The organism is Gordonia sp. CPCC 205515, from assembly GCF_048537925.1.
In the GTDB taxonomy this organism is placed as follows: domain Bacteria; phylum Actinomycetota; class Actinomycetes; order Mycobacteriales; family Mycobacteriaceae; genus Gordonia.
Genome location: NZ_JBCLVJ010000010.1, coordinates 199,813 through 215,728 on the forward strand (window position 1 = coordinate 199,813; position 15,916 = coordinate 215,728).

A 15,916-nucleotide genomic window follows, 5' to 3' on the forward strand; every position below is an offset into this window, starting at 1 on the left:
TCTGCACCCAGCTTGCCTAAAAGTGGGTCCGTGAACTCCGTCGGTCGTTGACGACTCGGTGCGGGTCGCATCCGTCGTATTACCCGCGCTGTGTGAAAACGAACAAATGGTTTGTATGCGAAACTACTGTGCGACAACGAGAGTGGTGTGTAGGCGGACTGCGCTGTGTTACTCCTTTCCCGTTGTCGTCTCCTGTCTCAGCCGGTAATCTGCACGTGGTAACGATCTGAATCTGGTCGAGAGTCGCCGCGACCGGGAACGGAGACCGGCCATGACGACGAGTCTGGCGAGGAGTCAGTTGCGGCAATTCCCCACGTGGATGCCGGTGGTGCTGATCGCTGTGTGGGCGTTGGTCTTGTCGACGGCGCTGATTTGGGTTCCGGGTTACTGGAACGACGAGGCTGCAACGATCTCTATGACGACGCGTCCGTGGAGCAAGTTCGTGTCGACCTTGTCCAACGTCGACATCGTGCATGCTGCCTACTACGTGATCATTCGGCCCTGGGTCGAAGTTTTCGGGACGTCCACTCTGTCAATGCGCCTGCCCTCCGCTGTGGCGGTGGCAACCACCAGTCTCGCGTTGATCAAGATCGGTGTGATCGCGTTTGACCGACGAGTTGGCTACGGCGCTGCAGTCCTCTATCCGGCGATCCCCGTGAGTGTCTGGATGGCGGGAGAGGCTCGATCGCCCGCACTGTCCGCGCTGTTGGTGGCGCTGCAGATACTTCTTGCTATCATGGTCTGCCGAGGAATGCTACACATAGTTGGTTGGATAGCGCTGGGGTTGACGACGGCCTTGTGCGGTTGCGTATTCTTTTTCGCATCGCTATCGACCCCTGCATTGCTGATATTCGCGAGGACACGGCGCGACGTTATCCGGATGGCCGCAGCGCTTGCCGCCGGCACTATTCCGGTAGTTCCCATCGTCTTCCGAGGGGCCGGCCAGAAATCACAGGTGTCGTGGATCTCGGAAATCAGCCCTGGGGCTACGGCGCGTTCGATGTTCGAATCGCAGTACTTCATGATGTCCACGGTTGCGGCCGCGATGATCTGGGCGATCGCCATCTTCGGCGTCGTGATGATGTTGCGGACAGGACATCGACGTGCGACACTGGCGGTCCTGGCCGTGATCGCACTTCCCAACGCAGCGTTCATCCTTGCCGCTCTGGCTGGCTCGATGTCCTTCTATATGCCGCGGTACTTGGCGTTCACGACGCCTGCAGTCGCAATGCTCCTGGGTATGGGCGCAACACGGTTCTCGCGCCGGATGTGGAATGTTGCTGCCGTCCTGATGCTCGCGGGACTGCTGGCGTTCAGTCAGCTCGCGCAACGTCGAGACGAGAATTCAAAATCTGGGTGGCTCTACGCTGAGCATGCGATCCGGCCGTTGCGTGGCCCGGGCGACGCGTGGATCACTTACTTTCATATGAGTCGAGCAGCTGTCACCTATGAGAGCCTGCATATGCCTCTGCTCAACGCAGGCCGCGGAGACGACTATGCAGTCTTCGGTGACACCGGGGTGCGGTCGATTCCAGAGATCGATCAAGCGATCAAAGTGGTTTGGTACGTCCCGGCCGTCCGTTCGGAACAGGTATCGATGGAGTGGGTGCCCGCAGAACTGAATGCGCTCAGACGCCAAGGGTTTACGGTGAACCTGGTAGCGCCGCAGGCCACAGTTGACAAGGTGAGTGTTTATCGAGCGCACCGTCCGTGAACTCCCTCGATCGTTGACGACTCGGGCCGGGTGGCATTCGTCGTATGACCCCGCACTGTGTGAAGATGTCCTCGTGCGATGGAGGATATGTATCGGGGCGCTGCTCCTTGGTGTGGCTGCCTGCAGCTCCTCCACTCCGACCCCGACTGTCCTGCTGGAGGATTCGTTCAACGGTTCCGACGGCCTCATTGCCGCCGAACATCACCCAGCGGATGATTCCTCCCCGTGGCAGATGACCAGTGGTTCCCTGTATCGCCAGAGTGGCACCGGCTGGTCCGGCCGGACAGACGACGGATACTCCAGTGGCGCAACGGGTTCCGCAGTGTTTCGAATGGTGTCCAAGGATCAGACCTTTCACGACGTCCGATTCTCCACGCGCCTGAAGGTCGCCGACCTGACAACCACCCCGCGTACGCCGAGCCGCGACTTTGATGGTGTACATCTATGGGTCCGATACCGATCGGACAAGGAACTGTACGCAATTTCGCTGGACCGCCGGGACGGCAAGAACGTTATCAAGAAGAAGTGTCCGGGGGGTACGGACAACGGCGGAACCTACTTCGACCTCACGCCACTCTCGGGAGACGATCCGATCCCACTCGGCGAATGGCAGCAATTGAGTGTCACTGTCCGCGATCAGACGGACGGGTCCGTGCTGATCGACGCCGAACGCGACGGAAAACATCTGCGGGCCCGTGACTTTGGAGTCGGATGTCCAGCGCTGAACGGAGCTGGCGGTGTCGGCGTGCGCGGCGACAATACCGAGTTCAACCTCGACGGCATCTCGGTCGTCGAGGTCGACGGATAACCGTTCTTACCCGCTCGTCTGGGAGTCGCGAGACAGGGTCGCGTCCCGCGAACTCTGTCGAGTTGCCCACTGTGAATCGGGTAGGCCGACCCCGTCTCGCACATGGACCGAGTTCGACTGTGGGCGGACGGTGATGGTGCTGAACGACGGCCACGGAGCGCTGGCCGAATCGCGATATCCAGCGAGTCCGATTCCGCCGTACGAGGTGGGTCCACCGGTCGCGTGAGCGGTCAGGTTTACGGAATGATCGACAGTGATAACGGTCAACCGGGGATCGACGGAGAAATCAACCGTGTGTGTCTCACCCGGTGCAAGTGTCTGCTCATCGAGGACGACTTGCCGACCGTTCACACCTTTCACCAACTTGACTCTGCCCGCAGTTATCACGGCACTGGTTTCGAGATCGCTGCCCACCCTGAGGACAACCGAGGCGCTTGACGTGTCTGGTGCGGTCAATCCAGAGACCGTGACGAATCCGCGATACGACGCCCAGTCCGCGGTGGCGTACGGACCGTATGTGACCTGTTGCCACGAGCGCGTGCTCTGGAGAGTCAGTGAGTTGCCGGCAGTAGTGAATCGTCCGCTGTTGGTTGTCCACAAGTCCGTACGATCACTCACCGGAGCCTGCCGCGGCGTCACTGGAGTGTGTGCTCGCACCTTCGCCAGCATGTCGTCCAGTGATGTGTCGATCGCGATCTCGACACGACCCACCATATTGGCGTCGGCTGCACGTGCTCCGGAAGGAAGCGGTCGGGGCGGGGCGTTGTTGAACGATGCGGCGAACAACTCGCGGACCACCCGAGTGGTGACCGCGGCCGCCTCCGGATCGGACGTCTCGGACGCGCGGAAGCCTTCGGAGAACGGATAGGCGAACAATCGGGGGCGGGGCAACCCGTGGTCGATGATGTCGTCAACGGAGCCCACGAGATCCTTGCGGATCTTCGACTCGAACTCTTCGAGCGTCTCTGATCTGTGGGACTCGGATAGCCACCGTCGATGAACCAATTCTGATGCGAGCAAGCCCTGTTCGTTGACCGGCAGGCGTGCATGCATCTTCCTTGTGTGAGATTCGAAATCCCACCGCCCCGTTTGGGCCATTCGGTCGATCTCTTGCCACGAGAGATAGTAGGGGCGATTGGCGCCCACATTCGCGGTGATCAAGAAGGCGACGCCACGCATGCCATGGCGTTGGAGGATCTTGTCCGCATGCGTCCAGAGGCCATGGGTGCCGTCGTCGAAAGTGATCAGGACAGAGCGTTCCGGAACGGGGCCGCCGTTCAGATAGTCCACGTACTGATCGGTGCTGATCGACGTGTACCCCGCCGCCTTCAACGCCGTCAGCTGTGCATCGAACTGCTCGGGCGTCACCACCAGGTGGTACTTCGGATTCGTTGTCGGGTCCGGGTATTGCTCTGACGGAGTCAGCGGCCGAATGTCGTGGTAGGCGAGCACGACTGGGGGTGTGCGGGTGGGCAGCCCCGCTCCCGCCCGGGCGGCGGACATCGCCGCTGCCGGCGCGAGTGTCGTTGCAGCAGTCGCGAACTGCTCGGTCACCTGCTGCCCGCGAACGTATAGATGCCAAGCGATCGCGAACGGCGCGGCCAGCAGCACGATCGCTGCGATCGCCAACAATGCGCGTATCGTACCGCGGCCCAGGCGTGCACCAATGGTTGCTTCGTCAGCCGATAGTGCGTTCACCAGAATCGGCCATTCGTGAGGACAGCGATGTACAGGAACACCGCGACGATGACCAGCAGCACGCTGAATACGCCACTGAGAACTCGAGTCATCATTGTGCTCCTCTGGCCCAGGTGCCCTTGCGAATGGTCAGAATCGAGTAGGGCAGAAGCCACGACAGAACTAGCGAGCCGGCCAGACTCATGAGTGGGCGATACCGCCATAGTGAGGTCCGCGGGTTGGACACTTTGAAAGCGAATGCCCAGGCGAATCCCTTGGTCAGAACACCGCACAGATAGAGAATTGTCAGCAGCCATAGGCCGTGCATGGGCGCCCAGACCATATGACGGATGGCCATGAGGGGCGCGACCGTGACGAACAGTGCATGTCCGTAATAGAGTGCAGCGGAACCGAGTCCGCGGCGCCACATGAAGGTGCCGGTGAAGAAGAGGTTTCGAACGAAGCTCTTCTTCCATCGAACCTGTTGCTTGATAAAGGGTTTGACTCGCTCGGGGACGATTGTCCACACCCGGGCAGTTCGTACGTACCCGACTCGCCAGTGGCGTTCTGGGTAGTCTTGGGCGGTCACGAACTCGGAGTCAGCGTACTGGTCCTTGAGTTGCCGTCCCTTCCAGACCTGGCCGAGGACATAGCCAGTGAGTTGGCGATCAGTGGCGAACCGGAACTCCCGGCCAAGGAAAGTGTCGTTCGCCCACGCCGGAAAGTAGTTGGCGATGGCATCGCGCCGGAACACCGCGAGCGGGCCGGAAACGCACGTAACACTTCCGAGCGTGGCCTCGGCCGCTTTCGCTACCCGGAACTGTCCGTCGTACCAGGTGTCTTGCCCGCGAGTCAGGACGCTCTTGTCCCAATTCAATGCGCGGGCATGGCCGCTCACCGCACCGAAGTCCGGATTGAGAATCAAGGCGTCGATGCACCGAGACAACGCATCGGGTGCCAGGACACAGTCGGAGTCCGTGAATGCCAACACATCTCCGCTGGCGATCGCCACCCCATCGGTCAGGGCATGCTTCTTCCCCCGGTTGACGTCGTTGCAGATCGCGGTGAAGCCCAGTTCGGATTCCAGTCGACGAAGGATGCCCGGTGTTCCGTCGGTCGAGGCGTCGTCGATGACGATCACCTCGAGATACGGGTAGTCGGAGCCGACCATGGTCCGCACGCAGTCCTCGATGCCGTCTTCTTCGTTGTGCACGGCAACGAGGAGGCTGACTCTCGGATTGTCCGGAAGTGGAGGAAACCGCCATGATTCGTCGGAGCCTCCACGGACCCACCGCATACGCAGTTGTCGTCGCGGAATCGAATGCACGCTGGGATCCTCGTATCGTGCGAATCCCAGGTACATCATCAGCGTTGTCGCCGAGAGCACCAGTACGCCGTAGCCGATCAGAATCACCGCGCCGGGTAACAACGGAATCTGCACCGCGATCAGGATGATGAGCGGCATCAGCGCGACGATGACAATGATGCGCCGAATGCCGATCCGCAGATGTGCGGGCAGCGAATCGATCCACCGAGCGAACCTGATGCGCAGCGAACTTCGGTTGGAGCTGGGGGTGTCCACCGCATGTTCGGGCAACTTGACGGACTCGGTCCCGAGTGCCGCCTGGTCGTCGACCGCCGTCACAAGGTCACGCGGTCGGCGAGTGTGCTGGCACGAAACGTGGTGTCCAGCACTGGCTGTTCAGTCAGCCACGTCAGGTCCTGGTCTGGGTGCAGCGTATGTAAGACAACGAGGTCCCACGCACTGTCCTGCGGGCGTGCCACGTGGTACAGGGAGCCCTGCTCGGTACGGATGGTTTCGACCAGGGGGTCTGAGTATGACACGGCAGCACCTTCGTGAGTGAGCATGTCAATGATCGCCAGTGCCGGCGATTCTCGGACGTCGGCAACTCCGGCCTTGTAGGCGACACCGACGATCAGCACTCGCGCACCGCGCAGCGAACGGCCGCCGTCGCCGAGCATGGTGCGTGCCCGCGTGATCACATCGCGAGGACGTGCGGCGATGGCCGTCATCGCCGCTTCTACCACCGGGGACGTCGTTCGCTGGGACCGCAACTGCCACAACAAGTAATGCGGGTCGCAGGGGATGCAGTGACCACCGACCCCGGCGCTCGGATAGAAGGGCATGAAGCCGTAGGGCTTCGTCGCTGCCGCGGAGATGACCTCCATGACATCAACCCTCATCTCACGAGCCGCATCAGCGAACTCGTTGGCCAGCGCGATATTGACTGCGCGGAACGTGTTCTCCACGAGCTTGGTCATCTCCGCGGCCTCGGGTGAGGACACAAGATGCAGCGACGCCGCAGTGTGCTCGACCAGTGCGGCAGCCCGCCTGCAGCATTCCGGTGTCACGCCACCGAGAACACGCGGCGTCAGCTCGGGACTGTGTGCGGCCACACCCGGATCGATGCGTTCTGGGCTGAAAGCCACGTAGATGTCACGACCTATCTCAAAGCCTTTGGCCTGCAGCGGCTTCACCAGAATGTCTGCAGTGCAGCCTGGATAGGTTGTCGACGTCAGAACGATGGTCTGTCCTCGGCGGGCATTCTGCACAACGGTCGCGCAGGCCGCAGTCAACGCCGCCAGATCTGGTGTGAGGTGGCTGTCGACCGGGGTGGGGACACAAATTACGATGCCGTCAGCAACGCTGAGATGGCTCGGCTCGGTGGTCAGGTGTAGCGAATTGTTGTGGAGCGTGGTCTCGAGCCGCTCGAGATCGCGGGGTAGGAGGTCGACGGCCAGCTTCTTGATGGCGGTCAGTCGAGTCTCGTCGACATCAAGACCAGTAACCTCGGCGCCGGACTCGGCAAGCGATAAGGCTGTAGGCAACCCGACATAGCCCATGCCGACGACGCCTACCCGACGCCGCGTAGGCGTATCGCGAAGCGTATCCAGGTCATAACTCTGTCGGGCCGAAGCGTCAGGTTTGGTCACGTCACGTCCTACTGATGATGGGACTGCAGGGAATCGGCGTCGGAGCTTTCGATGACGAGAAGTGAGACGCTTCGGTCTCGAACTGTACCAGCATTAGTCCACTATTTGCCATACTTCATGCGGACCACGGTTCGGTTATACCGTGTGACTAGTGTTCACAGCCGTTGATCTGGGCTTTCATCAGTCCGGTACTGGAGGCGCAAGGTACGCCCGCCGCGCAACGCAGCCCGAATAGTCGCGCGGCACACTGCGCACGACGGTGTGGCCGTCAAAGCATTGCCGGAGAATCGGGCGCGCTCGACAACAGAGTGATGGATGTGCGTGGGTCGCAGACCCGACCGGCGCCTGGCGGACACGCCACGTCGCCGTCACACTACGAGGCCGACAGCTGTCAACGCTGCCCACGCCAACATGGCCTGCCCCGTCGCGCCCAATGACGGGACCAGCTGCGGACCGACCGCACCCGCCCGCACCGGCCGGTACGCCACGAAGACGAGGGGAGCGGCGATCAGACCAACTAGCGCCCAGGGCGTGGCGAACACGCCCAGCAGGATGCTGACGGCGAGCGGTACGCATAGCAGGGCGCCGAAGAGGAGTCGGGTTCGTTTGTCGCCGAGCCGAACCGCGAGGGTGATCTTGCCGGATTCGGTGTCGCTGGGGATGTCGCGGAGATTGTTGACCACCAGTACTGCGGTGGAGATCGATCCGACGGCCACGGCCGCGCCGAGCCCGACCCAGTCAACCCGGTCAGCGAGAACGAATTCGGTACCGAGTACGGCCACCAACCCGAAGAACGTGAAGACTGCGATCTCGCCGAGCCCGGCATAGCCGTAGGGCCGGGAGCCGCCGGTGTAGAACCACGCCCCAGCGATGCAAACTGCGCCCACGAGAATCAGCCACCATGCGGTGGTAAGCGCGAGAACCAGCCCGCACACCGCGGCGATCCCGAAACAGATGAACGCGGCCTGTTTGACCGCGGACGGCGACGCTGCGCCGGAGCCGACGAGCCGCATCGGCCCGACGCGGTCGTCATCGGTGCCGCGGATGCCGTCGGAGTAGTCGTTGGCGTAGTTGACGCCGATGATCAGCGCCAGCGCGACGACGAGCGCGAGGACGAACTTCCACCACTCGATCGATCCCAGCCGTAAAGCAGCGCCGGTGCCGGCGACGACCGGCGCGATCGCGTTGGGCAGGGTGCGGGGACGTCCGCCTTCGATCCACTCCTTGGGGGTAGCCACATGCTGATCTTTTCATGGGGAGCCACTCCTGCATCCGGCGACGCTTCTCCGCTGGGGCGGACTTTGCCACCGTGTCGCGCCACATACTCCGAACATCCGACTCGCTATTCCGGATCTGGTTGCGACGGCACAGCGGAACGCGCGATTTCGAACAATTCTGAGCGCTTTCTTGCACAAATCTCCAATTGTCGCTGCTCTTCCGCCTCGCGCGGTCACACGGCAAGCAGTTGGAAATCTTTTAGTGTTGCGCTCGCCATGCGCGGAGGGTCAGTATGGCCGTATGGATCGGCGGCGTCGTCGCCGAACTTGACCTGCTGCGGCGTATTCCCCTCGGCGTCGAGGGATTCGGTTGGTGCGAGCGGCGTGCTTGTCGATGCGACTCAGCTACGGTCACTCTGTTCGGGATGGGACACGCGATGGCCGCGCACGAGCGCCACGTTCATCGCTGTCATAGGGAGCCGTTTTCGGCGTTGCCAGCACAGGCGACCATTGCCCGGTTAGCGCTGAAAATAGTGCCCCAATCCGCAATGATCCAGAGATGAGCAACGTGACCCCGCGCGAACTCGACTTGCGATCTACGTGGTCCGTCCGCGAGTCGAGGCCTCCGCGCCTATGACACATCCGCGTGGACGCGCAGGTGGGCTCGCCGGCGGAGCCGGATACTTCCTCCAAAGCCAATACATCGCTTTACACCTCGCGCAACTGCTGCAGGTGGCGGATGGGGTAGCCCAGCTCGTCGAGGTGTCCTGGGAACGCAAGGCGCTCGATCGAGTTGGGTCGGCTGAGCCGGTCGACCTGCTCGTCAATGACGTCGTATTGCGGTACGGCAATGGCGATCTGGTGCTCGTCGAGGTGAAGGCATCCGCACCCGGCGCCCGCTGGACCATCGATGGTCTCTTCCGCGAAGGTGTTATCACTCACTTCTGGCGCCAACGCGCGATGCTGCCGCCCGACCTCCGAGACCACACCACACTTCGGCTGGCCACGCCGGCGCCGGCGCCGGAACTGACCGACGTCATCGACAACGCCCGACGGTCGAGATCCGTAGCGGAGATGCTCTCATCCAACGCTTCCGTTGCTACCGAACACGCCACCATGGAGATCGGACGTCGGCTTGGCCTCGAGGAAGGTGCGGAGGAACTGCGCGCCTTCCTCGGCACGATCGACGTCGAACCTCTGCCAACCGGCGACCGGCTCAACGATTGGATCCAACAGCAAGCCCCCGCAATCGAGGGGATTGATATCGCGTCGGCACTGATCAACCTGGTCGACCGTGGCAAGGCCGCAGGCCCGCGCGCGACCTCTTCGTATACCGCTGCCTCTCTACGTCGTGACCTTGAGGCGGTGACTCCGGCTCCCGGTCGCCCACAGGTATCTACGCATTCGCTTGCCGGGGCGCTTGTCGCCCTACGTCTCGGTTCGCCGCTCGACGAACTGGCGACAATGGGGTCCCTCGGGCATCGCATCGCCGCGGTCGCTGAAGAAGTAGCACACGCGGGGTTCGATCCTGCGCACCAGATCGACGGCTGGGTGCTCGAGAAACTGCGTCACCAATTCCATCTGCCAAGCGACACCGACGATGACCTCGCCGCAGACATCTCCAAAGCGTGTCGCGATATCGAGCCGGTGGCCCGTGCCCTACCACTCCGGACCTTCGTCGACTATCTCGAAGAGGCACAGGAATCGTCGCCGACACGTTTCGACCGACTCATGCCCTACCTGCCTCCTCTGGCACATGAGGTCCGCGAACGTCTGTGCGCGGACCTATTCGTCGGATGCGACGAAACGTTCACCACTCTTGACGCGTGGGTGGAGGCCGAGTCTCCACGCGACGGAAGCTACCTCGTCGTGCACGGAGCCGCGGCGGCCGGAAAGTCGGCGTTCCTGTGTGAACTGTCGATGCGCAAGAACTGGCCGATATTCTTCTGCCGCATTACGCCGACCGCCCACGAATTCCGGGACTTCCTGTTGGCTCAGCTGGCCACCCGCGGCGGATGGCGGGACGTCCCCGTGGGCGTACGAGAAGGGCCCGTGGGCATCGCCATCCCCGCCTTGCTGAGTGCACTGGCAGGCGCGGCGCCGCCAGACGATCAGATCGTGTTCGTGGTCGACGACATCGACGGCGCGGCTGAGGGGGGTGCAGGGCAAGGACCGCTGTCACTCCCTCGAGAGTTGCCGCCCGGACTCACGATAGTGTTGTCGTCGATCCATTCCGATCATGCCGTCCATTTCGACCCCAACACGGTGCGAACCGTGAACATCCTCGACCGGCCGTCGCTGCAAGCAGACATCGCCGACTACTGTCGTCAACGTATCCGCGTCGGCGGCTTTTTCGCTGTCGAGGTCGACGTCGACCAGGTCTGTACCGCGCTCTTGAAGGTTACGGACGGCAACTGGCTCCACACCAAACTCCTGCTGGATGATCTTTCGGAAAGTGACCTCGCGCCGGATTCCATCGGGAGTCTCCCGACCGCCCTTCCTCCCTACTTCACGGCGTGGTGGAACACGTGGCGCACAAATGTTGGGCCACAGTACTGGGTTCAGACCGCTCTGCCCGTGCTCACGGTGCTTGTGGGTGCGCTTGAACCCTTGAGCCCGGCAATGGTGTCCGAGGTCTCTGCTGTGCCTGTTGGCGCTGTGGACGATCTCGTCCGCGTCGAGTGGGCGCGACATTTTCAGGTACTCAACGGAAAAGTAGTGTGGTTGGCGCTCATTCACCGCGAGATCCTGCGTACCACTGGGGGTCGGCCCTTTCATCAAGGCTTTGGGGACCAGATCCGCCAGGTACACATGGCGCTTGCCGACCGCGGCCGTACGGCGGCAGTCGCCGAAATGACGGACGATCAGCAGTGGAGAGGGTATGGCTTACGCCACACCGTCGCACACTATCTCGCGGCCGGCGCGCTGGACACCGCGACAGACGTCGTGCTCGCCGATGCTCCATCCTGGCCGGCCGCGCACGCAATGATCGACAGTGGCAACAGCTACGTGCAGGATCTGGAACGAATCTGGAGCGCTGAACCAGCGGTAGCCCCCGGTGCATTGTCGTTCAATCGCGTTCGGCTGCTGCGCATCCGGGCGGCCATCCATGACATCGCTCAAGGATCGTCGATCTTCCTACTGGCACCGGCATTGCGGCATGGGCTTGTCCAGCGACATACCCTGAGTGTACTTGCCGAAGTGACTCGCGGAGCCCATGCGCGTGCGCTGCACCTGTTTTCCAACCCCGACACCCCGGACGGTCGGCTGGCCGCAGTGGCGGAGGTCGACAGATTGGTCGAGGATGATTCTCTCGACAGTGGCCGCGATTTCCTCGGTCTCGTGCTGGCTTATGGATCCGACGAGTGTCAAGCGCAGTTGTTTGCCACGGTGAACCGCGGAGTGGCGCAGGGTGCGCTCTCGGTGGAAGGTGCTGCGGGGCTCATCGCTCACGCGACCAACGACTGGACCCTCCTCAATTGGACCTCTGACTTCTCGGGACTCCACAAGCTCCTCCCGCTGTTGCGCCTACTGCCATCCGAAGTTTACGAGTCAGCGGCACTAAATCTTCTGTGTCAATTGCCTTTTCATGTATCCAGCGCCGAGTGGTGCCGAGAGGCATTCGGTCAGCTTGTCGACGGCGACGAGTACGACGTCCAGCTGTCCTACCTCGCATGGTCTGCAGGTGAGCTTGCGGAGCGAGCACGCGAAAAGTCCACCGCCCGAGCGATACTCGATCAAGTCCGCGCCGCCAGATGGGCCAGACACGATGAGTCTACGATCGCTTCATTTGAGGCTGCGCTTGGAGAGGTCTTCTCGGGCAGAATCTTGGAGGCTTCTCCCGAACCGGACTTCTATTACTGGTTGGACCGCGAACAAGACGGCGTGCAGGAGGTGCCGCAGATTCCTATCCCAGGGCAGCTGGATGTCCTGATTCACCGCATCGAGAACTTCCTCGATCGCGAGTTCGGCGACCTGGAGGACTATCGCGATCGCGGACCCTCGCCGTTGGACGGCGCACAGTACTGGCGATTGAGGAGGATAAACGACCGGTTGGAGGATCCGCTGGGACGCGTGCGTCCGACCGGGCGGCTGCTTGGTGCGTTAGATCCTGAGCTGGCGACATGGGTGGCGGTGAAGGAACTCGAGGATCTCGACGAAATCGAGGTCGGTGATCCGTTCGCTGTCGATTACGTGCTCCGCACGTCAACGAACAGCCTGTATCTACTACCGTGGTTGCCGGATCCGGAGTTCGTTCTCAACCGGCTCATCGTGGAGGCGGCGCGGTACCCTGCGCCAGTCAGTCGACGGACCGCATGCGTCCCCCTCGCCGGGGCAACTGGCAAGGATCAGTTGCGTGCCATGGTCGAGTTGACCGCCGCCGGCTTGGGCAGTCAGGAGATCGACCTGTTGGCCCTGATGGGCTCCACCGGTGGCGCCTCGAGGGGCTACGACGCCTTTGTCCGCGCAAGCCATTCCGTCTCGTCCGCCGCGAAGTTCTTGCTGTCGGCATGGCGAGTGGCCACCATCGACGATGAGATGGATGAGGAAGACGCTGCCGACTGTCTCCGGCTGCTGGACAACGACACTGGCAACGACTTCATCGAGCGGTTGACCGCCGTTCAGGCCGCAGTCATGGACCCGTTGGGCGTTCACGCCGACTACACACTCGAAGCGTCCAATAATCTCTCCGAATTGCCCCGCAGTATTCGTCAACTGGCACTTCGGCTCGCGGAGGAGCTTTCTCCGGACACCGCCATCGCATTGATTGACGAGTTGGCAACTGTCGACAAGCCGAGCGTGGCGGCGGTTGTTGTGGAAGCCCTTGCGAAGTCTTCGGTGACCGCACCCGTGTCGGATCGGCTTGTCTCCCTTATTCGCTCATGCTGCTCACCCGATCGCGACCTGCGGTCGGCGAGTCGACTCTTGATGGCACTTATGCCGTGCGCCAGCGAGATCGGGGCGAGTTATGCCGAGGCCGTCGATGTCCTCGTCGAAGCGTCAAGTATTGGCACCCCTGTTGACCGACTATTCGCGCAGGGAATCGCTTCTGCGACATCGAATCCCCGCGCGTCTGAGGCGTTGATGATGGCGAGCCTCGACGATATTAGGAGCATCGCCCACGAGTCGCGCCTCACCGACGAAGTGTTCGAGTTTCTTGTGATCATTGACTATCAACGCATTCCAGCTTGGTTGGTCGACAGGAGACTCCACCGCCCAGATAATCTCGTGCCCTCGAAGACTATTCAGGATCTAGTCGACGTCATGGCCGATCGTGCGGCCGCTGCAGAGGTGAGGCGGACAGTCGAAGATCTTGAGCGCAGCCAACAACAGCTGTACCTGGAACTCGCGTGTGGCATGGTCCGCGCTGCAGCTCTGGACCATATCGGGATAATCAAGCGAAGAACGGATCTCACGGGGGGTATCCCGACCGTCCCTGGGTCGGAGTCCGAAGAACTTGCATCACCTTCGGTGGATGACATCCGACTGCTTGTGGAAACGTGCAAACGTTTCGGCGCTGAAAACCTTGATGGTCTCGTCGAGCAATCCGGGGGCCACCGCTCTACCGAGGGACTGGCGGTCTTGGCGGCCTTTGAATCGTTCTTTGGAGCCGGCCTCGTTCGAGCCCACCTGACTGACCTGATCGACGCCGAGGAACTTGACGTGCTCACGGGTATCTCGCGTTCGATCCGACTGGCAGCTGAATCAGAGAAAGCCGGTGCCGTCAGCGAGCGAACACCGGCGAGTTCGCAACTCGCTGCCCTTGACGAGGGCGCCGAGCCCGATTCGGCTGCGCTGTGGACCGAAGCAGTCGAGATGGGATTGCCTGGGCTGATCATGAATCATGGCCGCCGCTTATCGACTCTCATTGCCGCACATCCTGCGGCGTTTCTGCAGCCGACGAGCATCAAGTTGCTCGGATAGGAATACGTGACCTACGCCGCTCGCCCGCCCCCATCCGACCCGCCGCATCCACGTGCATCCTCGTCGAGTGCCGGGCGCCCCAATATTCGGGCCGCACTTCCGATTTTCGGCTTTGGGGTCGGGAACTGCGGCCAGACTCTGAACCTGCGGCCAGCAGGACGGGGTCTCCCAACGAGTCCGATCAGCGAATCTTATAGTTAGCCAACGGACAGCGTGCAATCGACGTGCAATCGACATGCTTGTCGCACAAGCCAACCCGGCGCAGATTCGAGATCTTGTGCACGCGCTGCCCGGTCTCCCCGACGTCACCATCCAGTTGGTCGTCAGCGCAATTGCGCAAACCGCCTTTGCCGACCATCGGCACGATCTCGAATCCTTGCTTGACGAACCGTTGCCGGGACGCGCAGCCGCGCACTTGCGTCGGTGACTCCAAGACCGAGCGCGCGAGTTCGGTATTGGTGCTTGGCTAGCCTCAATACCGTTCAGTTAAGGGGTGCGGATGTGTAGATCGGTGCCTGTGTTGGTTGCGGCCAGTAGGCGTGGTGGGCACGTTTGACGTGCCATTTCACGTACTTGCGTTTGACGACGCGGGGGTTTGGCGTGTCCCCCGTAGATCGGTCCGGCTTGTTTTGGAGTCCTGATTGCCCTGGTGAGGGCGGAGAAGGGACGATGAGGAACATGGCAGGACGTAAGCGTCACTCGGCCGAGGACATCGTGCGCAAGCTGCGGCGCGCGGATGAGTTGGCTGCGGAGGGCAGGACCGGCGAACAGATCGCCGGCGAACTCGAGGTGTCGGCGGCGACCCTCTACAACTGGCGCCGCCAGTACGGCGGCATGGACGCCGATGCCGCCAAGGAAGCGAGATGCCGGAACCGTTGACGTTCAACCGTTCCTGGTCGTGCCATTTCCACTGAAGGAACTACGCGAGCAGAACAGCCGGCTCAAGCGGCTGCTCGCCGAGGCGGAGTTGGAGAAAGACGCTTTGCGGGAGGTGGCGAAGGGAAAATTCTGAGCCCGACCGCCAAACGCGCCGCCATCGACATGCTCAAGACCACCATGGGGATGTCAGAACGGTTGGCGTGCAAGGCTGTTGGGCTTTCCCGCTCCACCTACCGACGCCTGCCGCAGGCGCAGACACCCACCGACCCGGACTCAGGACTTCGTGAACAGTTACGCACTTACGCCCGCAAGAATCCTCGTCACGGGTTCCGGCGGGCGTGGGCATGGCTGCGGTTCGACGAGGGCGCGCAGATCAACAAGAAGAAGATCCACCGGCTGTGGAAGGAGGAAGGATTGCAGGTCCGCCGCGCTCCCCGCCGCAAACGGGCGGGCCAGTCGTCGGTGCCAATCATCGATGCTGATGCCCCAAAAGTGGTGTGGACATTGGACTTTCAGTTCGACTCCACCACAGACGGGAAGCAGTCAAGATCGCGTCCATGGTCGATGAACACACCCGCATGTCGTTGCTGAACATCGTCGATCGGTCGATCACCGCGCAGCGGTTGATCGAGGAGTTGGAGAAGGTCTTCGCGATCTGGGGTGGCCCGCCGCTGGTGCTGCGCATGGATAACGGGCCTCCAGTTCATTTCTGAGGCGCTGACGAGCTATTGCGCAGGGTCG

At 61.9% G+C, this 15,916-nt stretch carries 11 protein-coding genes; 7 read left to right on the forward strand and 4 right to left on the reverse strand.

Features of this window, described 5'->3' with window-relative positions; all coding sequences use genetic code 11:
• The first annotated feature begins 271 nt into the window (after positions 1-271).
• Both AAFP30_RS15935 and AAFP30_RS15940 read left to right on the forward strand, forming a co-directional pair.
• On the forward strand, positions 272-1,714 hold the full coding sequence (locus AAFP30_RS15935; protein ID WP_419230933.1) for a glycosyltransferase family 39 protein: 1,443 nt from the start codon (positions 272-274) through the stop codon (positions 1,712-1,714).
• 331 nt (positions 1,715-2,045) lie between these two features.
• Positions 2,046-2,522: a hypothetical protein gene (locus AAFP30_RS15940; protein WP_419230934.1), complete on the forward strand. Its 477-nt coding sequence runs from the start codon at positions 2,046-2,048 to the stop codon at positions 2,520-2,522.
• Between the two features lie 6 nt (positions 2,523-2,528).
• Here the strand turns inward: AAFP30_RS15940 and AAFP30_RS15945 are convergent, their stop codons facing one another.
• The 4 genes from AAFP30_RS15945 to AAFP30_RS15960 form a co-directional block, all read right to left on the reverse strand.
• Entirely contained in the window at positions 2,529-4,154 is a 1,626-nt protein-coding gene (locus AAFP30_RS15945) for a polysaccharide deacetylase family protein (RefSeq protein WP_419230935.1), read from the reverse strand.
• A gap of 157 nt (positions 4,155-4,311) precedes the next feature.
• Complete coding sequence (locus tag AAFP30_RS15950; protein WP_419230936.1) at positions 4,312-5,844, reverse strand: glycosyltransferase family 2 protein; 1,533 nt, start codon at positions 5,842-5,844, stop codon at positions 4,312-4,314.
• Positions 5,841-7,154, reverse strand: a complete 1,314-nt coding sequence (locus tag AAFP30_RS15955; RefSeq protein ID WP_419230937.1) for a nucleotide sugar dehydrogenase — start codon at positions 7,152-7,154, stop codon at positions 5,841-5,843. The genes AAFP30_RS15950 and AAFP30_RS15955 overlap by 4 nt, the downstream gene beginning before the upstream one ends.
• 368 nt (positions 7,155-7,522) lie before the next feature.
• Positions 7,523-8,392: a 1,4-dihydroxy-2-naphthoate polyprenyltransferase gene (locus AAFP30_RS15960; protein ID WP_419230938.1), complete on the reverse strand. Its 870-nt coding sequence runs from the start codon at positions 8,390-8,392 to the stop codon at positions 7,523-7,525.
• A gap of 612 nt (positions 8,393-9,004) precedes the next feature.
• Here AAFP30_RS15960 and AAFP30_RS15965 point away from each other — a divergent pair.
• The 5 genes from AAFP30_RS15965 (at position 9,005) to AAFP30_RS15985 (ending at position 15,888) form a co-directional block, all read left to right on the forward strand.
• Entirely contained in the window at positions 9,005-14,296 is a 5,292-nt protein-coding gene (locus AAFP30_RS15965) for a hypothetical protein (RefSeq protein ID WP_419230939.1), read from the forward strand.
• Positions 14,297-14,531: 235 nt separating this feature from the next.
• Positions 14,532-14,723, forward strand: coding sequence for a hypothetical protein (locus AAFP30_RS15970; RefSeq protein ID WP_419230940.1), 192 nt, complete (start codon positions 14,532-14,534; stop codon positions 14,721-14,723).
• Between the two features lie 251 nt (positions 14,724-14,974).
• Entirely contained in the window at positions 14,975-15,175 is a 201-nt protein-coding gene (locus AAFP30_RS15975; protein WP_419230941.1) for a transposase, read from the forward strand.
• Positions 15,176-15,337: 162 nt separating this feature from the next.
• Positions 15,338-15,766, forward strand: coding sequence for an IS3 family transposase (locus tag AAFP30_RS15980; protein WP_419230942.1), 429 nt, complete (start codon positions 15,338-15,340; stop codon positions 15,764-15,766).
• Complete coding sequence (locus tag AAFP30_RS15985) at positions 15,754-15,888, forward strand: hypothetical protein (RefSeq protein ID WP_419230943.1); 135 nt, start codon at positions 15,754-15,756, stop codon at positions 15,886-15,888. Before AAFP30_RS15980 ends, AAFP30_RS15985 begins: the two co-directional genes overlap by 13 nt.
• Positions 15,889-15,916: the final 28 nt, after the last annotated feature.

What these genes read in the sequence shown, in the direction of transcription:
- AAFP30_RS15940 (WP_419230934.1), top strand. Translation starts at nt 2,046, where the DNA reads ATGGTGTCCAAGGATCAGACCTTTCACGACGTCCGATTCTCCACGCGC.
- AAFP30_RS15970 (WP_419230940.1), top strand. Translation starts at nt 14,532, where the DNA reads ATGCTTGTCGCACAAGCCAACCCGGCGCAGATTCGAGATCTTGTGCAC.
- AAFP30_RS15965 (WP_419230939.1), top strand. Translation starts at nt 9,005, where the DNA reads ATGACACATCCGCGTGGACGCGCAGGTGGGCTCGCCGGCGGAGCCGGA.
- AAFP30_RS15935 (WP_419230933.1), top strand. Translation starts at nt 272, where the DNA reads ATGACGACGAGTCTGGCGAGGAGTCAGTTGCGGCAATTCCCCACGTGG.
- AAFP30_RS15980 (WP_419230942.1), top strand. Translation starts at nt 15,338, where the DNA reads ATGCTCAAGACCACCATGGGGATGTCAGAACGGTTGGCGTGCAAGGCT.
- AAFP30_RS15975 (WP_419230941.1), top strand. Translation starts at nt 14,975, where the DNA reads ATGGCAGGACGTAAGCGTCACTCGGCCGAGGACATCGTGCGCAAGCTG.
- AAFP30_RS15985 (WP_419230943.1), top strand. Translation starts at nt 15,754, where the DNA reads ATGTCGTTGCTGAACATCGTCGATCGGTCGATCACCGCGCAGCGGTTG.